Consider the following 21271-nt stretch of genomic DNA (forward strand, 5'->3'; position numbering starts at 1 on the left):
TAAAGATGAATGTCCGCCGCTAGTGCGCGGACACTCATGTACTCTATAAACTCCATACCAATCAGCTAATAATGACTTTTTGTCTTATTTTATTACTATTATATACTCCACTCTCTTACTCACAATCAGCAAATCTGCTTTTAAAGACCATAAACACACTATATCGTTTTTAACAGCAAGTGACAATATGACACTAATACTGCGTAGGCAGCTGATGACGTTCAGTTTCTTTAGCCCGCGGGCCCAAGGTCACGCGCATATCAAGGCCTACTACCGGCTGCACAATCCGACCATTGCCACCTGGGATTTTCACGCTCCCATCGGGGTTGAACTGGGGTTGAGCAATGAAATAGGTATTCTGCCAGGAAAACCAGGGTGTAAAGTCGAACCGGGGCGAGAGGCGTACCCCTATTTCTCCACGCAACTCCGAGAAGTCGAGAAAACGCTCTTTGGCTTCGGTTTCGTCGCGCTGGAAGCGCAGGTACGCTACCGGTTCCAGGGCCACGCGCGGGCGCAGCGCCAGGCCGCCACTGCTCAAAGGGAATATCCGGTCTACGTCGAGGCGCAGGGCAGCCTGAAATCGGGCTTTGTTTTGGCTCAATGGGGCTACGTACCGCAGTGCACCCCGCTGACGAAAATTGAACTGCCCCAGCAGGCCCCAGTGCCGGGCAAACACCTCGGGCGTAAGCTGGGTATACTCCGTACTTACTTCCCCAATCGACCATAAAGGATCTACCTTCACATCCAGCGTAGTGCCCAGGCTCCAGTGCTGGTTCTGGAAATGCTCGTACCCGGCCCGTAACCGGGCACCGGAGAAATAGGAGGTAGAGTACCCGTCGCGCAGCAGCCCCAAAGCGCCAAACACATAATCATCGCCGGCCAGGGGTATTTCGGCTATTACCTGGGGCTGCAGGGCGGTGTGGCTCACGTATCGTCGCTGGGCCTGAGCCCCGGCCGCCAGGCTTAGCACGGCCATCATTGTCAGGAAAAAAGAAAGCTTACGCATCGAATACGAGGTATAGTACATCGGTTTAGTAAACACCAGTTCACCGGTTTTTGTGGGTGATACGGCCTAGTGGGCTGGTTATCTCTACTCTGCCAGCTCCCGCAGGGTAAGCCAGGCCATCAGGCCGGGGCCGGTTTCCAGGGCGCGCGGGTCGATGTCGAACGTGGGCGTATGCACCGAGGAAGTAAACCGGCCGCTGCCATCGTGGGCGGCGGTGCCCAGGCGGTAGAAGCAGGCGCTGGCAGCCTGACTGAAGTAGGCGAAGTCCTCGGCGGCCATCCACTGGTCCAGCTCCACCACGTTTTCGCGGCCCAGATACTCCACGGCCGCCTGCTCGGTGCGGGCGGTGAGAGCGGGCTCGTTTTCCAGGTACGGGTAGCCGCGGCGGATTTCCAGCTCGCAGGTTGCCCCCATGCTCTCGGCCAGTCCTTCGCAGAGGCGGCGTAGGTGCTCGTGGGCCTCGTTGCGCCACTCCTCGTTCAGCGTGCGGAACGTGCCCTCTAGGTACACCTCATTTGGGATGACGTTGGTAGCACCCTGGGCAATGACTTTGCCGAACGACAGCACCGAGGGCAGCTTGGGGTTGGCGCGGCGGCTTACAATCTGCTGGGCGGCCACAATGATGTGGGCGGCCACCAGCACGGGGTCGATGTTCTGCTCAGGCATGGCCCCGTGGCCGCCTTTGCCGCGCACGGTCAGGTACAGCTCATCGGTGCTGGCCATGTAGCGTCCGGCACGCAGGCCCACCTTACCGGCCGGCAGCCGCGGAAACACGTGCTGGCCCAGCACGCTGGCCGGTTTGGGATTTTCGAGCACGCCTTCCTTAATCATCAAGGATGCGCCGCCGGGCAGCAGCTCCTCGCCGGGCTGGAACATGAGCTTCACAGTGCCCTCAAACTCATCTTTCAGGGCTACCAAGATGCGGGCCGCGCCCAGCAGACTGGCCGTGTGCACGTCGTGGCCGCAGGCGTGCATTACGCCGGGGTTGGTTGATTTGTAGGGCACCTCGTTCTGCTCCGTGATGGGCAGGGCATCCATGTCGGCGCGCAAAGCCACGGTACGCTTGCCGGGGTTACGGCCTTCAATGAGGGCTACCACGCCGGTGCTGGCAATGGCTTGGGGCTGCAGGCCCAGCTGGCGAAGCTGCTCCGCTACGAAGGCCACCGTGCTATGTTCCTGGAACGACAGCTCGGGGTGCGCATGCAGGTGCTGGCGCAGGGCTACGGTGTCGGCGGCAACCTCGGCGGCCAACGTTTTGATGCGGGGTATCAGGTGTTCCACGGCGGGAAGAAAAGTAAAGACAAACCAAAAGGGCACAACCGCCCCACGCCCACCGGGGCGCGGGTACCGGAGCCCTCCGTTCCGGCAAAGTACCCACAGAATGGGCCGCTATTCAAACAGCACGCTCGGGTGGGGCCGCACCGCGAGGAGCATCGACCGGCCGAAGGTGTTGGCGCTGAAGGCGGCCTCATCCTGTTCCAAAGAAAACGAGATACGGCTAACCAGCACACAATCGGGAAACTCCAGGTACTGGCCGCGTTTGTCGTTGTTGTAGCGGATGCGGCCGCGCACGGCCACTGTGAAATCCAGCAAAATGGATTTAGAAGCTTGCTGTAGCAGGGTTACATCTACCACGCCGGCGTGGGGCCAGAGGGTAACCAGCAGCTTAAGACCGGCTTCGGCCACCTCAAAGTGCAGGCCGCCGTTGTCGTTTTCCGTCGGAATTACCTCCAAGCCCTGCAACAGGTCCAGCTCATCCCACTGCAGTTGCCGCATGCTTGCCATACCCGCGCGTGCCAGGGCCCGAAGGCCGGGTTAAAACGCCGTTTTGTTGATGAGCACCTGGGCCGATTCCAGCTCCGCCTTAGGGGCCAGCGGCCGGATGCGCAGCAGGGCCTGCTCGGCTTCGAGGCGGGTGAGGTAGTCACCAATCCAGAGGCGGAATATGGGCTGCTTGAAGGTCAGGTAGTCGGTTTCCTCGGGGTAGCGGCTAATAACCGAGCGGCGGATGGCCATGGCCTGTTCCTTCTCCAGCCCCACGTACGCCAGAATGCGGTAGCCCTGAGCATATTTCACTTGCTGATTGGTGTAGGCCTGGTCACGGAGGCGCTGCTCAACCTGGGCGTTTACCTGGTTGGTAGGCGTTACCGGCCGCGCGGCAGTGGTGGGCGCTACCGCTGCTTTGGGTGCCGGAAATACGGGCCGGTAGCGGCTCAGGTCTTCGGCCGGGGCCACGGTGGCAGCGGGGGCCTTGCGGGTAGTGTCGGGGGCGGTGGAAGCGGCCGGCGCGGCCGGACCCGAGCCGGCGCAGCTGCCCAGCGCCAGCATTGCGGAAAACAGCAGCACGTTACGTAGCAGATGATTCATGGGAGGATTCGGCCACCAGGGCCAGACTGTTGGAGGAGCCGATACGGTCGGCACCGGCCTGCACCAGTGCCAGGGCAAACGCCCGCTCCCGGATGCCGCCCGACGCTTTGATACGGATGTGACCGGGCAATGACTCGCGCATCAGGGTAATATCGGCCACGGAAGCCCCGCGGCTGGCAAACCCCGTGGACGTTTTCACGAAGTCGGCCCCGGCTTCGGCGCACAGCTGGCACACCGTCACAATTTCGTCGTCGGTCAGTAGCGCCGTTTCGATGATGACTTTGAGCAAGGCCCCACGCAGGTGGCATAGCTCGGTCAACTGCCCGATTTCCTCTTCCACTTCTTCCAGCCGACCAGCCTTCAGCGCCCCCACGTTTATCACCATATCCAGCTCGGTAGCGCCTTCGGCCAGAGCCTGGTGCGCCTCGAAGAACTTTACCTTGGCCAGCGAATAGCCCAGCGGGAAGCCGATAACCGTGCACACCGGTACGCCGGAACCATGCAGTTGCTCGGCGGCCAGCCGCACGTAGCAGGGCGGCACGCATACGCTGGCAAAGCGGTACTCGGCTGCTTCCTGGCAGAGGCGAATAATCTGCTCCGGCGTGGCATCCGGCTTCAGCAGCGTGTGGTCAATGTAGGAGGCGAGATTCACGAGGGCAAAGGTACGAGGTAGGATGAAGTGCCGCAGTATAGCAAAAACCGCCCCAGCCTTGCGGCCGGAGCGGTTTTTAGAACCTAGCTCAAAACTGAGTGACTAGTCGATGAGCACGGCCCGGTCGTTGAGCAGGTCGTCTTCTACCGATTTAAACTTCACGTCCCGCACGATGCGGCCGTCCATGTACTGCACGCTCACCTTCTCGTTGCGGTTGGCAATTTTCTGCGACTTGGCGGGCGACTGTTTTTCCAGTACCTGTGCGCCGTCCTGCTCCAGATCCTCGGGGCCCGCGCCGAGCGAAACTGAGGAAACCTCTTTCTCGGCTTTCAGCTTAGGTTGGGGCGGGGCTACGGGCAGCTCATCTTCGGTGAAGTACTCGGGCTCATCGTAGCCTTCCTGGCCGGGCTGCATGGGCACGTCGGCGCGGAACAGGAACTGGATGGTCTCCTCGTTCACCTTGCTGATCATCTGCTTGAACAGTTCGAACGACTCGAACTTGTACACCAGCAGCGGGTCTTTCTGCTCGTACACGGCGTTCTGCACCACCTGCTTCAGGTCGTCCATGGCGCGCAGGTGCTTGGTCCAGGCTTCGTCGATAACCGACAGTACCACCACCTTCTCCATGCTCCGGATGATTTCCTGACCTTGCGAGGCCTGGGAACGGCGCAGGTTGGCCACGGCCTGAATCTGCTTGCGGCCGTCGGTGAAGGGAATGGCAATGTTTTCGTAGGCGTTGGGCTGGCTCAGCAGGTCGTTGATGAGCGGCATGGCGTTGCCGCCGATGAACTCATTCTTGCTGTGGTAGTAGCCTAGGGCCTCGTCGTACAGCTTCTGGGTGAGCGGACCAGCGGCCATGCCGTTGAGGTCCTGCGCCGTCAGGTGCGTATCGTAGCCGAACACGCGGATTACGGCCAGCTTGAAGTCTTCGAAGTCGTTGTTGCCTTTGTGGCCCACCACAATGTCTTCGCAGACGTCGTAAATCATGTTCCAGATGTCCAGCTCCAGACGCTCCCCAAACAGAGCGTTGCGGCGGCGCTTGTACACCACTTCGCGCTGGGCGTTCATCACGTCGTCGTACTCCAGCAGGCGCTTCCGGATGCCAAAGTTGTTTTCCTCCACCTTCTTCTGAGCGCGCTCAATTGAGGAAGTAATCATGGAGTGCTGAATCACCTCGCCTTCTTCCAGCCCCATGCGGTCCATGAGCTTGGCAATACGGTCGGAGCCGAACAGACGCATCAGGTTGTCTTCCAGCGAAACGAAGAACTGCGAAGAGCCCGGGTCACCCTGGCGGCCGGCGCGGCCCCGCAGCTGGCGGTCAACGCGGCGGCTTTCGTGGCGCTCCGTACCAATGATGGCCAATCCACCGGCCTCTTTGGCGGTACCTTTCAGCTTGATGTCGGTACCACGGCCAGCCATGTTGGTGGCAATAGTTACGGTGCCGGGAATACCCGCCAGCGACACAATTTCGGCTTCGCGCTGGTTCTGCTTGGCGTTCAGTACCTGGTGCGGAATGCCGCGCAGCTTCAACATGCGGCTCACCAGCTCCGAAATTTCTACCGACGTGGTACCTACCAGCACCGGGCGGCCGGCTTGTACCAGCGTCTGGATTTCCTCGGCTACGGCGTTGTACTTCTCCCGAACGGTCTTGTATACTTTGTCGTGCTCGTCTTTGCGGGCAATGCCGCGGTTGGTGGGAATCACCACCACGTCGAGCTTGTATATTTCCCAGAACTCGCCGGCTTCGGTTTCGGCCGTACCCGTCATGCCGCCCAGCTTGTGGTACATGCGGAAGTAGTTCTGCAGGGTTACGGTGGCGTAGGTCTGGGTGGCGTCTTCCACGCGCACGTTTTCCTTAGCCTCAATGGCCTGGTGCAGACCATCGGAGTAGCGGCGGCCTTCCATTACGCGGCCGGTCTGCTCGTCCACAATCTTCACCTTGCCGTCGTCGGTGAGGATGTACTGGTCATCCTTCTCGAACAGGGTGTAGGCCTTCAGCAGCTGGTTGATAGTGTGGATACGCTCCGACTTCACCTGGAAATCGTCCATTACCCGCTCCTTGGTATGCAGCTTCTCTTCGCTGCTCAGGTCCTGGTTTTTCTCGATGTTGGCCAGCTCCGTGCCAATATCGGGCATGATGAAGAAGTGCGGGTCTTCGCCCTGGCCGGTAATCAGGTCAATGCCTTTTTCCGTCAGCTCAATCTGGTTGTTCTTCTCATCAATGGTGAAGAACAGCGGCATGTCGGCCTGGGGCATCTGGCGCTGGTTGTCCTGCAGATAGTGGTTCTCCGTTTTCTGCAGCACGGCGCGCATGCCGGTTTCCGACAGGAACTTGATGAGCGGTTTGCTCTTGGGCAGGCCCCGGTAGGCCCGGAACAACGCCAAGCCGCCCTCCCCTTCTTTCGGGCCGTCTTTGCCTTCTTTAATCAGGCGACGAGCATCCACCAAGTACTGCTGCACCTGCTTTTTCTGCTCGTTCACGAGGCGCTCAATGCGCGGCTTCAGTTGGTAGAACTCGTGCACATCACCGCGGGGCACGGGGCCCGAAATGATGAGCGGGGTCCGGGCATCGTCAATGAGTACAGAGTCCACTTCGTCCACCATGGCGTAGTGGTGCTTACGCTGCACCAGTTCCTCGGGGTCGCGCGCCATGTTGTCGCGCAGGTAGTCGAAGCCGAATTCGTTGTTGGTGCCGTAGGTGATGTCGGCCAGGTAGGCTTTGCGGCGGGCATCGGTATTGGGCTGGTGCTTGTCGATGCAGTCCACGGTGATGCCGTGGAACTCGAACAGGGGCGCATTCCACTCCGAGTCACGCTTGGCCAGGTAATCGTTTACGGTTACCAGGTGCACGCCACGCTTGGCCAGGGAGTTCAGGAAGGCCGGCAGGGTAGATACGAGCGTTTTGCCCTCACCCGTGGCCATTTCCGAAATCTTGCCCTGGTGCAATACCACGCCGCCGATAATCTGCACGTCGTAGTGAATCATGTCCCAGGTTACCTCGGCGCCAGCGGCCAGCCACTTGTTGCTCCAAATAGCTTTGTCGCCCTCGATGCGCACGTTGGATTTGCGGCTGGCGTATTCCCGGTCGTAGTCGGTAGCAGTAACCACCAGCTGGCCGTTCTGGGTGTAGCGGCGGGCAGTGTCTTTGCAGATGGCGAAAGCCTCAGGCAGCACCTGCATCAGCACTACTTCCAGCTCTTTGTTGCGCTGCTTTTCCAGCACGTCAATCTGATCGAACAGCTCCTCCTTCTGCACGGCGTCCAGGGAAGCATCCTCGTTTACGCGGTTGTGCAGGTTGGCAATCTGTTCGTCAATGGCTTTTAGGTGAGCGTTAATCCGGGCCCGTACTTCGTCCGTGCGGGCGCGCAGCTCGTCGTCGCTGAGTTGTGCCAGTTTGGCATATTCGGCGTTTACAAGCGCCACATACGGTACAATCTCCTTCAAATCCCGCTCCGACTTGGAGCCGAAAATCTTGGCGACGGTTTTCCCTAGAAAATCAAACATGCTGGTTTTACCTTAATTGAAACGCCGGGGCGCAACTCAAATTTACGGCGTTTTTCGGGAAACTCCCGGCTGCTTTACCGTAAACCCGTCGCCCTGGCCCCCAAAACGACAAACCCCGCACCTCAAAGAGTGTGCGGGGTTTATGAAAGCGGCGAAGTTGTCAGGTTACACTTCTCTACTCCTTGGCTGGGTCGCGGGGCACCAGCTTATCCATGATGGACGTGGAGCCAACGATGGCGGGAACCTTTGGTTTCAGAGTTTCCTCTTTTTCCGTGAGCTTTTTGTAGAGGGTAAGGGCCTGGGCCACTACCTGGTCCATGTTGTAGTACTTGTAGGTAGCCAAGCGGCCCACAAAGTGCACGTTGGGCGTTTCGTCGGCCAGCTTCTTGTACTGGTTGTATAATTCGGCGTTTTCCAATCGGGGCACGGGATAGTACGGGTCGCCTTCGGCTTTAGGATACTCGTACACCAAGGCCGTTTTGGGGTGTTTTTGGCCGGTAAGGGCTTTGAACTCCGTAATGCGCGTGTACAGGTTGTCGTTGGGGTAGTTTACCACCGGGGCGGCCAGGTGCTGTTCCACGTTCAGGGTTTCGTGCTTAAACTCCAGGGAGCGGTAGGGCAGCTTGCCGTATTTGAAATCAAAATACTCATCCACGGGGCCCGTGAAAATCATTTCCTTGAAGGGAATGAAGTCGATGATGTCGTGGTAGTCGGTGTTGAGCATCACCTTGATGTTGGGATGGTCCAGCATGCGCTCGAACATGCGGGTGTAGCCGTGCAGGGGCATGGCCTGGTACGTATCGGTAAAGTACCGATCGTCCCGATTGGTGCGAGTGGGCACACGGCTCGTTACCGATTTATCCAGCTCCGAAGGATCGAGGCCCCACTGCTTGCGGGTGTAATTCTTAAAGAACTTCTCGTAGAGCTGCCGGCCCACTTTGCTTACGACCACGTCCTCGGACGTCCGAATTACGGGCACTTCCTCGGCCTGTGATTCAAAGAACTGCTCCAGCTCAAAGCTGTTCAGCGAGAGGCCGTAGAGCTTATTGATAGTGTCTAGGTTGATGGGCATGGGCACCAACTGGCCATCCACGGAAGCCAGCACGCGGTGCTCGTAGGGGCGCCAGTCGGTGAAGTTGGAGAGGTACTCGAAAACGTCCTTGGAATTGGTGTGGAAGATGTGCGGACCGTATTTGTGCACCAGGATACCTTCCTCATTGTAATGGTCGTAGGCATTGCCGGCAATGTGGCAGCGCTTATCTACTATCAGCACTTTTTTATTGGAACGGGTGGCCAGCCGCTCGGCTAGCACGCTACCGGCAAAACCGGCTCCTACAATCAGATAATCGAACATGGCTAGCGGTGTTTGGGGAGAAAGAATAGGGGGTAGTGGGCAGGTTTGTTAGGGCAGAAAGGGCTAGGCGGAGGGAGCAAGTTTGCGGCGGAGCAGGTCCACCATCTGCTGCCAGGTTTGGTCCCAGCTGATGGTGGCCAAGTAGTCGTCGGTACGACGACGCCAGTCGGCATCTTTGGTTTGCTCCAGGGCCCGCGCAATGGCCTGGCCGAACTCATCAGCGGTGGAGGCAATCTGTACCAGATTCAGCTCACCATACGGCCGCACCACATCACGGATAGGTGTGCTCACCACTGGCCGGCCGGCAGCCAGATACTCGGGCGTTTTGGTGGGCGAAATGAACTTGGTGCTCTCATTATCGGCGAAGAGCAAGGTGGCTACATCCCAACCGCGCAGGTAGGCGGGTAGTTCCTGATAGTCCTTACCGCCGAGGTAGTGAATGTTTGCGTTTTGGGGCAGCGCCGCCGGGTCTATTTTTACAACGGGGCCGATAATGACGAACTGCCATTCGGGGTGAGCTTCGGCCAACTGGCCCAGCAGCTCAATATCCAGACGCTCATCTACCACCCCGAAGAAGCCAACGCGGGGGTGCGCAATGCCGGCCTGATCCTGAGGCTCGGGCATGGGCTGGCGCGCTTGGCCGAAGTGGGCTTTGTCGATACTACTAGGGAAAGGGTGCGCATCGGGGTGCTGCTCCCGCTTGGCCTCGTACAGCGTGTGGCCACCCGTGAATACATAATCCGCTTTCTGAAACAGCTCCTGCTCCCGCTCCCGCAGCTGGGGCGGCGCAAACTTGAAGGCCGCCAGTTCGTCCATGCAGTCGTACACGGTTACGGCCGGCCGGAAGTGGCGCGACTTGCCCAGGGCCATGGGCGTGTAATACCAGAAAATCGGGTTTTCGATGCGCTGCTCATCGAAGTAGCGGTTGAGTACCTCAAACTGGGCTTGGTCGGCGGCTTCCTCGTGCTCAGTGCCCCGTAGGCGGTTGGGCAGGTGCACTACCAGCACTTTCAGGCCGTGCTGGCGCTCCTTCACTTCCATGTGCGGCCCAATCAGGTCGTCGGCATGAAAGAAGGGTTCCTCCACGTAGAACACTCGCCCCTGCTGCGCGAAGCGCGACATCAAATGCTGCGGGCGTTGCCACACAAAATCCCAGTGCAGGTGCGCAAAGCACACCACATCGGGTAAAGAAACGGTTGCTGCTTTGGCCGAGGCGGCTGACTCGAAAGAGGGGTTTTCAGAAGCACGCACGGGCGGCTCCGCAGTTGACGACAGCGGCATAGAGGGAGGACAGAAAGGAAAAATGATGGGTGGTTCGGGAGCATCACGAGAGTCCTGACCGAACCGCTTCTTTCCTATACGCCCACTTCTATAAAAGGATATAGTCGAGGTACCGTAGAATTACGTACACACGAGGCTGCTGCTAAACTTGGCCGCCCGAGGCCAATAGGCATTGGAGTTCTACGGCATCCTGCCAGCCCTCGGCCGTACGCAGCCACTGCTGCCGCACGCCTATTTCCCGAAAACCCGCCACCCGAAATAAGTGCAGGCTGGCGAGGTTGTCGGCGGCTACTGTGCAATGCAGTTGGTGCAGGCGCAGAACCTGCCGGGCATAGGGCAGCAATAGTTCTAGTGCTACCCGGGCATACCCTTTCTGCCGATGCGCCGCTAGCACCGTAATGCCCACGCCGGCCCGCTGGTGCAGAGGCTCAAACCCAAATACATCCAGCGTACCCACGGCCATGCCAGTGGCCGCCTCCCCTATTACCAGCCGCAACTGCCGCACCTCAAAAAAATCGGCAGCGGCGCTGTCCAGGTACTGCCGCAATACGTGCCGCGACACGGGTGCCAGGGTATCCGATACGCCCCACACCGACGGGTCGTTTTCTAGCTCGTACAGAAACTCCAGGTCATCGGCTTCCAGGGGGCGCAGGAAAATCAGGTCGGAGCGGAGCATACGCAGGAAGTTCTAACTTAATTGAAGAACACTGGCGCTCTTGCCGACAACTGCACCGTTACAGCCGACCCAACGCCCAGCACGGCACTGGAGCGGGCCAGCAGCCGGGAGCCAGCGGGCAACTCCAGTTCAACCTCGTAGTAGCCGCCCATGAACCGCACGCTCTGCACCCGGGCCGCTACGCCAGTTTCAATGGCCGGCAGCAGTTGCACCTGCTCTGGCCGGACCAGCAGGGCGGTGCCGGGCAGTTTGCGGCGGGGAGCAGCCAGCAGAGCGCGCATATCGGGGCCGGCTATCTGGGAATAGTCGCCGAGCAGGGCGGCAACGTACTCATTGGCGGGCTGTTGGTACACCTGCTCGGGTGGGCCCTGCTGCACAATGCGCCCCTGTTGCAGCACCAGCAACTCATTGGCCCAGGGCAGGGTGTCAGCCGAGTCGTGCGACACCAGCAGGCAGGTGATATTCAACTGGGTACCTACCTCCTCAATAATGCGCTGCATCTGCCGCTTATGGCCCCGGTCGAGGTTGGAGAAGGGCTCATCCAGCAGCAGCAGGCGCGGGGCCGACAGCAGCAGCCGGGCCAACGCTACTCGCTGCTGCTCCCCACCCGAGAGCTCGTCGGTGCGGCGGGGCAGCAATTGGCTAATGCGGCACACGTCATACACGGCCGCGGCTTCGGCAACGGGCCGCTTACTGGCGTAGCGCAGCACCTGCTCCACCCGCAACGAGTGCGGCAGTTCCGACTTTTGCGAGAGATACACAATGCCCGGATGGCCCGGCACCAGCACTTCCTGCGGGCCCCGCACGCGGCGGTCGGCAAACCGGATTTCGCCGGCCGTGGGCTGCACTAGTCCCGCAATGCACTGTAGCAACGTGCTCTTGCCCGCCCCCGACTCCCCTACCAACGCCAGCCGCTGGCCGGGCCGTTGCCGGAAGCTGATATCCTGCAACGCCACGGCCCCGCGTTCCTGCAGGCTCAGGTTCGAAACGGTGAGAAAATCTTCGGAGTCGGGCATTAACTCAATCGGCAAATGAAAATCTAGACCTCAATAGTGCCGCTGAACACGCGCTGGGCGGGGCCACTAAGGTACACGTTGGTGAAGGAGCCATCGGGGCGGGCCTCGTAGGCCACGCGCAGGTCGCCGCCGGGAGTGCGCAGGTGCACGGGGCTGGTGGCGCCCCGCTTGCTGGCGGCCAGGGCCACGGCCGTTACGCCGGTGCCGCAGCTCAGGGTTTCGTCCTCCACGCCCCGCTCGTATGTGCGCACCTGCCAGGGCTGCCCGGCCACGGCCGGGGCTTCCACAAAGTTTACGTTGGTGCCTTTCTCCCGGAACCGCTCATTGTAGCGAATGGCCCGGCCTTCGGTAAACACATTCAGTTCGGCCAGGGTACTGGCGGGCTGGAAGCGTACTAAGTGGGGCGAGCCGGTATCCAGAAACACGCCGTACTCCTCCACTTCCTGCTGGCCCAGCACGTCCTGCATGCGCAAATGCACAATGCCTTCATCGTCGATGTGGGCTTCGTGGGGACCATCGGCGGCCTGGAAGTGGGTGGCGCGGTCAATCAGGCCCAGGTCGTGGGCGAAGGCCACGGCGCAACGGCTACCGTTGCCGCACAGGGAGCCCACGTACCCATCGGCATTGAAGTACACCATTTCGAAATCCAGCTGCTGGTGGGGGCGCAGCAGAATCAGGCCATCGGCCCCGATGCCCCGGCGCCGGTCGCAGAGGAAGCGCACCAGCTGGTGGTTGGTTTCATCAAATTGCCGGTTTCGGTCGTCAAGCAGCACAAAATCGTTGCCGGTGCCCTGGTATTTGTAGAAGGAAAGTGTCGTCATACCCGTCAAATCAGAACGCAAAGATGCTACGTGGCGGCCGGAACACCGCAGCCGACCCTACTCTACCCAACAACGCAGGCGGGTACTTTGTACGACGCCAGCCGAAACTTTGCCATGCCGTACCTTTGCCCGTCTGCCCAACCGGGCAGCCTACTTCCCGCTTTATGTACACGTTTCTGACTACGAGCCCCTGGGCCGACTACGAGCTGATTGACGCCGGCAACTTTGAAAAGCTGGAGCGCTTTGGTAAGCACATTCTGGCCCGGCCCGAGCCCCAGGCTATCTGGGATAAGGCGCTGCCGGCCTCGGAGTGGCAGCGGGCCAATGCCACCTTCACCCGCGAAAAAGGCAGCCAGGAAAAAGGCACCTGGCGCATCAAGCCCGGCACGCCCGAGCAGTGGGTAATTGGCTACGAGCGGCCCGACGGGCTGAAGCTGCGCTTCCGGCTGGGCATGTCGTCGTTTAAGCACGTAGGCCTCTTTCCGGAGCAGGACCCCAACTGGCAGTTCATCTACAACCAAACGCGCCAGCGCCGGGCCGCCACGCCGCGGGTGCTTAACCTGTTTGCCTACACCGGAGCCGCCACCCTGGCCGCTCGCGCCGCCGGGGCCGATGTTACCCACCTTGACTCGGTGAAGCAGGTGAACTTCTGGGCCCGCGACAACATGGAGGCCTCTAACCTGGACGGGGTGCGCTGGTTGGTGGAAGACGCCATGAAATACGTGAAGCGCGAGGTGAAGCGCGGCAGCAAATACCAAGGACTCATCCTCGACCCGCCCGCCTACGGCCGCGGACCCAACGGCGAGAAATGGCAGCTGGAGGACGAGCTGAACGAGATGCTCAAGCTTTGCAGGGAGCTGCTCGACCCCGAAGACCACTTCTTCCTTATAAACCTGTACTCCCTGGGTTTCTCGGCCCTGATTTTGGAGAACTTGGTGCACGAAATCTTCCCGCAGGCCCGCCAAAACCGGGAAATCGGGGAAATATATCTGCACGACCGTTCGGCCCGTAAACTCCCGCTCGGCACGTTCTGCCGGTTTGCCACCTAACTCGTGCTTCGTTGTTAGTTGTTCGTTTCTCGATGAACGGCGGCGGGTAAGAATACGGCAATCCTCAAACCTGCACGGGCTAACCTTTCCAGTCCGGAAGCAGCGAAAAACAAAGAACCAATAACGAAAAACGAAGATGCGCCACCGTCGCCTGGCCCTCATTGACATGGGCACCAATACATTCCACCTGCTGATTGTGGAGATGCCCGAGGCCGCTCACGCGCAGCCCGTACCGCTGTTGCGCACCAAAGTAGGTGTGCGCCTGGGTGAAGGTGGTATCAGCCAGGGCCGCATTGCGGAAGCGCCCTACGAGCGGGCTTTGCACGCGCTGGCCGGCTTCAAGGAGGAAATGGAGCTGCACCAGGTAACGGATGTGCGGGCCACGGCCACCAGCGCCATGCGCGTATCCCAAAACGGCCCCCAGCTGGTGCAGGATATTTTCGAGCAGACCGGCATTCGGGTAGAGGTAATTGGCGGTGACCGGGAGGCCGAGCTGATTGCCAAAGGTGTCCGCCAAGCCGTGGCATTGGGCCCGGAGCCCCACCTGATTATGGATATCGGCGGAGGCTCGGTGGAGTTTATTGTGGCCGATGAAGCCCAGATTTTCTGGAAGCGCAGCTTCGAAATTGGCGCCCAGCGGTTCCTCGACAAGTTTTTCCCCGACCCCAGCGGCGTGTTTCCGCCCGAGGCCGTAGCCGCCGAGCAGGCCTACCTGCGCGAGGTGCTGCAGCCCCTGGCCGAAGCCGTGCGGGAGTTCCGTCCCGTAGGCCTGGTAGGCGCATCCGGCTCCTTCGATAGCCTAGCCGATATGCAGCTGGGCCGCCTGCGCACCGAGGCCGAACTGCCGCCCAGCACTGAACTGACGCTGGACAGCTTCCGCCGCAGCTACCAGCAGTTGCTGAGCCTCACCCACGAACAGCGCACGGCCCTGCCCGGCATCCTGCCCATGCGCGCCGATATGCTGGTGGTAGCCTCCGTGCTCATCGACTACGTGCTCCAACTCACCGGCATTACCCGCCTGCGCACCTCAGCTTACGCCCTCAAGGAAGGCCTGCTAGCCGAAATGGTGGCGGCCTCCGCTACAAAGTAACCTGTCATTCCGAGTGAAGCGAGGAATCTGATTTTGCCATTTGGTAGATACCCCAGATTCCTCGCTTTACTCGGAATGACAGTTCTTTTAGCTCATTTTTCTGAAGGCTCCTGTTTCCTGCCTGCTTACTCATGACTCCTACTCTCTTTTCCTACCCCACCCTTTTCGCCTTCACCGAGGCCGTATTCCGCGGCATGGGCTGCCCGGAGGCTGATGCCACCCTGGCTACTGAGACGCTGCTTTCCGCTGATTTGCGGGGCGTGGATTCGCACGGCGTGGCCCGATTGATTGGGTATGTGCGCCTTTGGGAAGCCGGCCGTATCAATGCCACGCCCCGCGTGGGCGTTACTTACGAAACGCCCAGTACCGCCGTGGTAGATGGCGACGGAGGCCTGGGCCTGGTGGTAGGCCCCCGGGCTATGCAGGTGGCCCTGGAAAAAGCCCGGCAGGTGGGCACCGGCTGGGTGTCGGTGAAGAATTCCAACCACTTCGGCATTGCCGGTTACCACGCCATGCAGGCCCTGGCGCATGACATGATTGGCCTGGCTATGACCAACGCTTCGCCGCTAGTGGCCCCCACGTACTCGCTGGAGCGGCTGCTGGGTACCAACCCCATTGCCGTAGCCGTACCCGCCGGCGAGCAGCCCGATTTTGTGCTGGATATGGCCACCACTACGGCCGCCAACGGCAAGCTGGAAATTGCTCAGCGCAAGAACCTGCCCATTCCCGAAGGTTGGGCCCAGGATGCGCAGGGCGTGAGCTCCACCGACGCCAACGCCGTGAAGAACGGCGGCGCGCTGCTGCCGTTGGGTGGGGCTACCGGCTCGCACAAAGGCTATGGGCTGGGTGCCGTGGTGGATATCTTCTCGGCCGTACTCAGCGGAGCTAATTACGGCCCTTGGGTGCCGCCCTTTGTGGCTTTCCTGCAGCCATCCGTCAACCCCGTAGGCCAGGGGTTGGGCCACTTCTTCGGGGCCATGCGCGTGGATGCTTTCCGCCCCGCCGACGAGTTCAAGGCCCACATGGACAACTGGATTACCACCTTCCGCAAGGCCCAGGCCGTGGATGGTCACCACGTCCTCATCCCCGGTGACCCGGAACGTGAAACCTCCGCCGTACGCTTGCTTGACGGCATCCCCCTGCTCGACCCGGTTATCAAGGACCTAGAAACCGTAGGCAGCAAGTTTGGGGCAAAGCTGTAGGACAAAGCTCTTGATACAAGCTACAATCAAACGGCCCGGCTGCAGAAGCAACCGGGCCGTTTTGCGTTAAGCGTCCGTTTTCTTAGATCATCTGGCTGTCCCGGTCCAGCAGCGTGGCCACTGCTACATCTTGGTTCAAATACTTAGAAGAGTACGACTGATCAGGGCCGTTCAGGAATAGGCAGGTACCTCCTTCCACGGTTTCGATGATGGCATCTTTCTGGTCCATAGGCAGGGCCGGGCAGCCGAGACTACGCCCTAGGCGGCCGTACTGCCGGATAAAATCCTCGCTTACATAATCGGCCCCGTGCATGACCACCGAGCGACTGAGGGCGTTGGTGTTGTAGCCCTCATCCAAGCCTTTCAGCTTAAGGCTGCGGCCGTGCTTGCCCTGGTACTCGCCTTGGGTCACGTAGAATCCCAGGCTGCTCATGTTCGATTCGTTCTCGTTGGAGAAGTTCGTGGCCATATTCTCGCCGGAGTTGTGGCCGTGCGCTACCAGCGTGTGAAACTTCACCTGCTTAGCAGCCAAGTCCAGTACCCACAGGCGCTTTTCGGTGGAAGGCAGGCCGAAATCTACTACGGTCAGCAGTTGCTTATCCGTCAACTTGCCTTGTTCCTGCAGGTTCAGATAGCCAGTCATGGCCTTCTCAAATACCTCAAAGCGTAGGCCCTGCTGCTCCACCTGCAAGTCCCGGTACAGGTCATGCAGGCGTTGATCGAACAAGGTGGCTTTGGTTGCGACAGCAGGCAGGCGCATTTCGGTGCCCGTTACGGCAGCTTTGGAGCGCACAGGCGCGGCTAGCGGCGTAGCCAGAAACAAGGAAGCTACAAACGGCAACACGCGGCGCGCCATCCGGCGGGCCCGACGCTTGAGACGCTGACGGCGCACTACACTCTGGTTTTCCATCGACACAGTTCGGTTTCAAGTTTGGTAAAGCGCCCACCCACTATCGAGCGAAACGGGCGCGCCTGGTTTTACGAGGCTTTAGCCGTTGCAGATGCACGGGGGCATCTGAAAATCTGTACTTGAATATAAGGTTTTCTGAGCCCAAGAAATTCCCGCACTTTCCGAAAACCTGTTAAAAGACTACCATCTTCTAGCAATACAACATCGGCATTTTCATATTTATCTCCGGATATTAGAAACTCCCAAATCCGCGCTTCCCGACGCCCCCATGCGTCGTTACTTTTCCCACCAACCAATTCCCACATTTCCCACATGCACACTGGTACTCCCACGTGGTGGCGCAAGCTCACCCTGGCCGCGGCTGCCCTCCTGGTTCTGGGCGGACAACCCGCTAAAGCCCAAAAAGTAATTCTCCAAGGCTATTGGTGGGATTACTGGAACTCCAACTACCCCAACGGCTGGGCCAACTACATTGCCCTGCTGGCCCCCCGCCTGAAGGCCATGGGCATTGACGCGGTGTGGCTGCCGCCCAGCATCAAAAACGGCAACCAGGGCAACGGCTACTCGCCCTTCGACAACTACGACCTCGGGGATAAGTACCAAAAAGGCTTCACCGCCACCCGCCTCGGCAATAAGGACGAGCTACTGCGGGCGGTAGCCGTGCTGCACGCCAACGGTATTGAGGTGGTGCAGGATATTGTACTGAACCACAACGACGGCGCGGGCTCCCAAACCGGGGCCGGCGGCCAGGACCCGGCAGCCTGGGAAGATTACTCGACCAGCAAGTACAAGAACTTCCGGTACGTAAGCTACAGCAAGCCGGCCTCGGCCGAGGATGCGGCCAACTACCTCGCCCGCAACGGTCGTTTCTCGAAAAACTGGCAGAACTTCAACCCCAACCCCGGCAACAATTCCACCTCCGGCGACTGGAATGCCGTGTACTTCGGGCCCGATGTGAGCTATTACAACGGCTCCTATGGCCAAAGCTCCAATGCCACCTTCAACCCCACCCAGGGCGCCGATTACATGCGCAACGGGGTGCGCGACTGGCTGGTGTGGTATAAGAAGCAGGAAGGCTTTGACGGGGTGCGCATGGACGCCGTGAAGCACTTCCCCGATTTTGCCTCCGAGGATTTCCTGTACAACCTGCAAAGCAACGCCGGCTGGGCCTCGGGCGGAGCCACCATGTTTGCCGTGGGCGAATGGGTGGGCTCCGCGGGCCAGATGGACGGCTGGGTAGCCAACGTGCAGAACCGGGCCGGCACATTTGATTTCAGCCTGCGTAACGGCCTCTACAACATTGTGAGCGGGGGCGGCAACTTCGACCTGGGCAGCCTACCAGGCTACCAGCAGGGCACCCGCGTGGTGAATATCAACGGTACCTACGTGCACCGCACGGTGCCCTTCGTGAACAACCACGACACCTTCCGGCCCCAGACCGACGCCAATGGCAACTACACCGGTTGGAACACTGGCTCGGAGTTGGCCCCGCACATCGACCCGTTTGATGGGCGCCTCTCGGCGGCGTATGCGGCGGCGCTGGCCGTGGATGGCTCCCCGCAGATTTTCTTCGAGGACCTGTTTAACGTGGGCAACACCAGCAAGCGGTATTCCCACCAGCCCACCAGCACCACCGACCTGCCCCAGCGCGCCGACCTCGAAAACCTGATCTGGTGCCACCAGAACCTGCGCTTCAAGGATGGGGCTTACAAAGTGCGCTTCCAGGCCGCCGACCACCTGGTGATTGAGCGGAGCACGAAGGCCATTATCGGCATCAACGACAACTGGAATACCTGGCAGAACAACACTGTATCGTGCGACTTCGCGCCCGGCACGGTGCTGAAGGACTACTCGGGAGCCAACGGCACGGCTACCGTGACGGTAAGCGGCTCCCAGACGGTGAACATCAACACGCCGCCCTGCAATGGCACGGCCGCCGGGGGCCGCCGCGGCTATTCTGTGTGGGCGCCCACAGGCATCAACACCAATTACAACCGCGCCGCTATGGCTACCACCCAGGAGTGGGAACTAGCCGATGACCTAGGCGATTCACACGCCTCGTCGCTGAAGCAGGGCGGGCAGCTGCCGGCTTCGTCTACGGCCTACCGCACGGCGGGGCGCATCTACGTGGAATCGGGCAAGGCCGTTAGCTACAATCTGTTCCCCACCGATGCTACCCGCAGCCTCACGGTAGAACTAGTGAGCGGCACGAGCACCATCGTGAGCAGTAAAACCGGCACAGGTACCCTCACGGGCACTTACACGCCCACGGCTACTGGCTGGCTGACACTGCGCGCTAAAAACGCCTCCACCGCCAACCCCGCCCAGCGCGCCTTCATCAAGGCCACTTACACCGCCCCCGCCGTACTGAGCACCACCGCCCTGCGCGAAGCCACCATAACGGCTACCAAAGAAACCGCCGTAACAGGTACCGACTTGGCCGTGTACCCCAACCCCACCGCCGCCGACCGCATTGACGTGGTGGTGCAGTCGCCGAAGGAAATGGCCGCCACCCTGCGCCTCATTGACCTGCTAGGCCGCCCGGTACACGAGCAATCCGTGCGCCTGTACCCCGGCTCCACCGAGCAGCGCCTGCGCGTAACCCGCACCCTGCCCGCCGGCGTGTACCAGCTCACCATACCCGAGCTGAACCTGAGCCGGAAGGTGGTAGTGAAGTAACTGCTACCAGTATATAAAAAAGCCCCGCCGGAATGTTTCGGCGGGGCTTTTTTCATGGAAACGAAGTGATGTATGCCTGAACGTACTGACCTAATTTTTCATCAATCAACACTCGTTGGCTTTGGTATACTGCCTCATACTGTTGGAGCTCCGGGTCTACTGGCACGTACCCTTTTTGCCGCATATCTTCCTGATAACGCACAGTCAATCTTACCTGCTGTTGACGTTGGCTAGCCGCCCGTAAATTGGCTGCAACTACTCGCAGCTCCAATTCTTGCTCGAAAACCTCAAGCACAGCCTCTATTTCGAATGATAAAGCAGCAGGAAAACTTTCCCATTCTTCATACGTCGTCCATTCCTGAATAAGCAGCACCGCGTACTGGGGCCGATTCAATCCTGCTAGGTCTGTTACACGAAACCAATACTTGCGCTGCAGTTGGGCTGCCTGCTCTACCACAAGCGCCAACTCACTTAGGAATTGTGCGGGCTGTTTGTATTTGCGAAGAACCCGCTCCGATACAGAGTATTGGGTATTCTCAATCTGAATCAGAGTTTTGTGAATATCAAAATTACTCGCTTCTAAGCAGTGCTGACAAAGGCCGGCATCAGCACCTGTTTTTTCAAGTATAAGCGCGAGTTTTCTGGCTTTAAATAACTCTACGGCAGCATGCACATCATGCGTTTCTGTCAGAAGCTGCATTCCTTCTCGCACCCCGACGGGCACTTGCTTTCTCAGCCTTGATAAAGCAGTTAACTCATCTTTCATCTCCAGGTCATTTTTACCTCCACCCCCGCGCCGCCAACTGCTGGGCTGCTGCTGCGGGGTTGAGCCACTTTGATTCTAGGCCGGGGCCGCTCAGGAACAGGCAGCCACCCTCCCCTACCGTGCGGATGATGGCGCGGTACTGATCCGGCGGCAGGGCGGGGCAGCCGCGGCTATAGCCGGCCTGGCCGTGGCGCTGCAGGTGCTGCTGGCTCACGTAGTCGGCGGCGTGGAGCACCACGTAGCGGCGCAGGGCGTTGTCGTTCTGGCCCGCGTCGAGGCCACGCAGGCGGCGGGACAGGCCGTGCTTGCCCTGGTAGGTATCTTGGGTGCGGTAAAAGCCCAGCGCAGTGCAGGCCGATTTCATGACGTTGGAGAACCGCCGGGCGCGCAAGTGGCCCGAGCCGCGGCCGTGGGCTACGTGGCTGTTCTGGAGCACCTCGGCCTTGCGTAAATCCAGCACCCACAGCCGCTTTTCGGAGGAAGGCAAATCCATATCGGCCACGGCCAGAACGCCGGGCTGGCTGATTTTACCGGATTTCCGCAGATTCAGGTAGCCCACGCAGGCCCGCTCCAAAACCTCTGGACGCAGTGCTGCCGCTTCGGGGCCCAGCTGCGCGTGCAGCCGCTGCACGGCCTGGTGCAAGGAGTCGGGTACGGCGGCCAAGGGCTCCAGGGGAGTGAGGCGCAACGAATCGGGCAAAGCCGGAGTAGCCGCCGAATCGGGGGCTGTAACTCGAGCGGTGGTGGCAATGGGCAGGCGGGTAGCTGCTACTTCACCGGCCGAGGATTGACACCCAGTCACAGCGACTCCCAGCAGCAGCCCCAACACACACCGCCGCCCGGGCAGCCGATTCAGAATAGAAGTCAACATCATGTCGGCTAAGAAATCCTGGCCGAA

General features: G+C 60.0%; 18 protein-coding genes. 4 read left to right on the forward strand and 14 right to left on the reverse strand.

The window, feature by feature from the left end; all coding sequences use genetic code 11:
- Positions 1-193: 193 nt before the first annotated feature.
- From LF252_RS13635 to dapF, 11 genes are all read right to left on the reverse strand, one after another.
- Positions 194-1006 carry a hypothetical protein gene (locus LF252_RS13635; RefSeq protein WP_226270144.1) on the reverse strand — a complete coding sequence of 271 codons (813 nt, stop codon included), beginning with the start codon at positions 1004-1006 and terminating at the stop codon, positions 194-196.
- 84 nt (positions 1007-1090) lie between these two features.
- Positions 1091-2287: a M20 metallopeptidase family protein gene (locus LF252_RS13640; protein ID WP_394370406.1), complete on the reverse strand. Its 1197-nt coding sequence runs from the start codon at positions 2285-2287 to the stop codon at positions 1091-1093.
- Positions 2288-2395: 108 nt separating this feature from the next.
- Complete coding sequence (locus tag LF252_RS13645) at positions 2396-2791, reverse strand: hypothetical protein (RefSeq protein WP_226270145.1); 396 nt, start codon at positions 2789-2791, stop codon at positions 2396-2398.
- A gap of 30 nt (positions 2792-2821) precedes the next feature.
- On the reverse strand, positions 2822-3373 hold the full coding sequence (locus LF252_RS13650; RefSeq protein WP_226270146.1) for a sporulation protein: 552 nt from the start codon (positions 3371-3373) through the stop codon (positions 2822-2824).
- Positions 3354-4025 carry a deoxyribose-phosphate aldolase gene (gene deoC / locus LF252_RS13655; protein ID WP_226270147.1) on the reverse strand — a complete coding sequence of 224 codons (672 nt, stop codon included), beginning with the start codon at positions 4023-4025 and terminating at the stop codon, positions 3354-3356. The genes LF252_RS13650 and deoC overlap by 20 nt, the downstream gene beginning before the upstream one ends.
- A 102-nt stretch (positions 4026-4127) precedes the next feature.
- Positions 4128-7529, reverse strand: coding sequence for a preprotein translocase subunit SecA (gene secA / locus LF252_RS13660; protein WP_226270148.1), 3402 nt, complete (start codon positions 7527-7529; stop codon positions 4128-4130).
- Positions 7530-7704: 175 nt separating this feature from the next.
- Entirely contained in the window at positions 7705-8883 is a 1179-nt protein-coding gene (gene glf / locus LF252_RS13665) for a UDP-galactopyranose mutase (protein ID WP_226270149.1), read from the reverse strand.
- Positions 8884-8946: 63 nt separating this feature from the next.
- A complete protein-coding gene (locus LF252_RS13670) occupies positions 8947-10164 on the reverse strand; it encodes a glycosyltransferase family 1 protein (RefSeq protein ID WP_226270150.1) in 1218 nt (405 codons plus the stop codon).
- Between the two features lie 142 nt (positions 10165-10306).
- Complete coding sequence (locus LF252_RS13675; protein ID WP_226270151.1) at positions 10307-10840, reverse strand: GNAT family N-acetyltransferase; 534 nt, start codon at positions 10838-10840, stop codon at positions 10307-10309.
- A 17-nt stretch (positions 10841-10857) separates the two neighbouring features.
- Positions 10858-11856 carry an ABC transporter ATP-binding protein gene (locus LF252_RS13680; protein ID WP_226270152.1) on the reverse strand — a complete coding sequence of 333 codons (999 nt, stop codon included), beginning with the start codon at positions 11854-11856 and terminating at the stop codon, positions 10858-10860.
- A 23-nt stretch (positions 11857-11879) separates the two neighbouring features.
- Positions 11880-12677, reverse strand: coding sequence for a diaminopimelate epimerase (gene dapF / locus LF252_RS13685; protein ID WP_226270153.1), 798 nt, complete (start codon positions 12675-12677; stop codon positions 11880-11882).
- A gap of 164 nt (positions 12678-12841) precedes the next feature.
- Here dapF and LF252_RS13690 point away from each other — a divergent pair, with 164 nt between their 5' ends.
- The 3 genes from LF252_RS13690 (at position 12842) to LF252_RS13700 (ending at position 16018) form a co-directional block, all read left to right on the forward strand.
- Positions 12842-13726, forward strand: a complete 885-nt coding sequence (locus LF252_RS13690; RefSeq protein WP_226270154.1) for a class I SAM-dependent methyltransferase — start codon at positions 12842-12844, stop codon at positions 13724-13726.
- A gap of 136 nt (positions 13727-13862) precedes the next feature.
- Entirely contained in the window at positions 13863-14816 is a 954-nt protein-coding gene (locus LF252_RS13695) for a Ppx/GppA phosphatase family protein (protein WP_226270155.1), read from the forward strand.
- A gap of 131 nt (positions 14817-14947) precedes the next feature.
- Positions 14948-16018 (forward strand): Ldh family oxidoreductase, encoded by a 1071-nt coding sequence (locus LF252_RS13700; RefSeq protein ID WP_226270156.1) that lies wholly within the window; start codon positions 14948-14950, stop codon positions 16016-16018.
- Positions 16019-16100: 82 nt separating this feature from the next.
- Here the strand turns inward: LF252_RS13700 and LF252_RS13705 are convergent, their stop codons facing one another.
- Positions 16101-16928: a murein L,D-transpeptidase catalytic domain family protein gene (locus tag LF252_RS13705; RefSeq protein ID WP_226270157.1), complete on the reverse strand. Its 828-nt coding sequence runs from the start codon at positions 16926-16928 to the stop codon at positions 16101-16103.
- Positions 16929-17240: 312 nt separating this feature from the next.
- Between LF252_RS13705 and LF252_RS13710 the strand changes: the two genes are divergently transcribed.
- A complete protein-coding gene (locus LF252_RS13710; protein WP_226270158.1) occupies positions 17241-19607 on the forward strand; it encodes an alpha-amylase family glycosyl hydrolase in 2367 nt (788 codons plus the stop codon).
- A gap of 52 nt (positions 19608-19659) precedes the next feature.
- Here the strand turns inward: LF252_RS13710 and LF252_RS13715 are convergent, their stop codons facing one another.
- Both LF252_RS13715 and LF252_RS13720 read right to left on the reverse strand, forming a co-directional pair.
- Positions 19660-20373: a hypothetical protein gene (locus tag LF252_RS13715; protein ID WP_226270159.1), complete on the reverse strand. Its 714-nt coding sequence runs from the start codon at positions 20371-20373 to the stop codon at positions 19660-19662.
- A 13-nt stretch (positions 20374-20386) separates the two neighbouring features.
- Positions 20387-21247, reverse strand: a complete 861-nt coding sequence (locus tag LF252_RS13720) for a murein L,D-transpeptidase catalytic domain family protein (RefSeq protein ID WP_226270160.1) — start codon at positions 21245-21247, stop codon at positions 20387-20389.
- Between the last annotated feature and the right edge of the window lie 24 nt (positions 21248-21271).

Origin of the sequence: Hymenobacter pini, assembly GCF_020421205.1 — a bacterium.
GTDB lineage: Bacteria > Bacteroidota > Bacteroidia > Cytophagales > Hymenobacteraceae > Hymenobacter > Hymenobacter pini.

Excerpts from the sequence above, each read along its gene's own strand:
- LF252_RS13650 (WP_226270146.1), bottom strand. The coding sequence starts at position 3,373 with ATGAATCATCTGCTACGTAACGTGCTGCTGTTTTCCGCAATGCTGGCG.
- secA (WP_226270148.1), bottom strand. The coding sequence starts at position 7,529 with ATGTTTGATTTTCTAGGGAAAACCGTCGCCAAGATTTTCGGCTCCAAG.
- LF252_RS13710 (WP_226270158.1), top strand. The coding sequence starts at position 17,241 with ATGCACACTGGTACTCCCACGTGGTGGCGCAAGCTCACCCTGGCCGCG.
- LF252_RS13695 (WP_226270155.1), top strand. The coding sequence starts at position 13,863 with ATGCGCCACCGTCGCCTGGCCCTCATTGACATGGGCACCAATACATTC.
- glf (WP_226270149.1), bottom strand. The coding sequence starts at position 8,883 with ATGTTCGATTATCTGATTGTAGGAGCCGGTTTTGCCGGTAGCGTGCTA.
- LF252_RS13690 (WP_226270154.1), top strand. The coding sequence starts at position 12,842 with ATGTACACGTTTCTGACTACGAGCCCCTGGGCCGACTACGAGCTGATT.
- LF252_RS13675 (WP_226270151.1), bottom strand. The coding sequence starts at position 10,840 with ATGCTCCGCTCCGACCTGATTTTCCTGCGCCCCCTGGAAGCCGATGAC.
- LF252_RS13635 (WP_226270144.1), bottom strand. The coding sequence starts at position 1,006 with ATGCGTAAGCTTTCTTTTTTCCTGACAATGATGGCCGTGCTAAGCCTG.
- LF252_RS13720 (WP_226270160.1), bottom strand. The coding sequence starts at position 21,247 with ATGATGTTGACTTCTATTCTGAATCGGCTGCCCGGGCGGCGGTGTGTG.
- LF252_RS13705 (WP_226270157.1), bottom strand. The coding sequence starts at position 16,928 with ATGGAAAACCAGAGTGTAGTGCGCCGTCAGCGTCTCAAGCGTCGGGCC.
- LF252_RS13680 (WP_226270152.1), bottom strand. The coding sequence starts at position 11,856 with ATGCCCGACTCCGAAGATTTTCTCACCGTTTCGAACCTGAGCCTGCAG.
- LF252_RS13645 (WP_226270145.1), bottom strand. The coding sequence starts at position 2,791 with ATGGCAAGCATGCGGCAACTGCAGTGGGATGAGCTGGACCTGTTGCAG.
- LF252_RS13670 (WP_226270150.1), bottom strand. The coding sequence starts at position 10,164 with ATGCCGCTGTCGTCAACTGCGGAGCCGCCCGTGCGTGCTTCTGAAAAC.
- dapF (WP_226270153.1), bottom strand. The coding sequence starts at position 12,677 with ATGACGACACTTTCCTTCTACAAATACCAGGGCACCGGCAACGATTTT.
- LF252_RS13715 (WP_226270159.1), bottom strand. The coding sequence starts at position 20,373 with ATGAAAGATGAGTTAACTGCTTTATCAAGGCTGAGAAAGCAAGTGCCC.
- LF252_RS13700 (WP_226270156.1), top strand. The coding sequence starts at position 14,948 with ATGACTCCTACTCTCTTTTCCTACCCCACCCTTTTCGCCTTCACCGAG.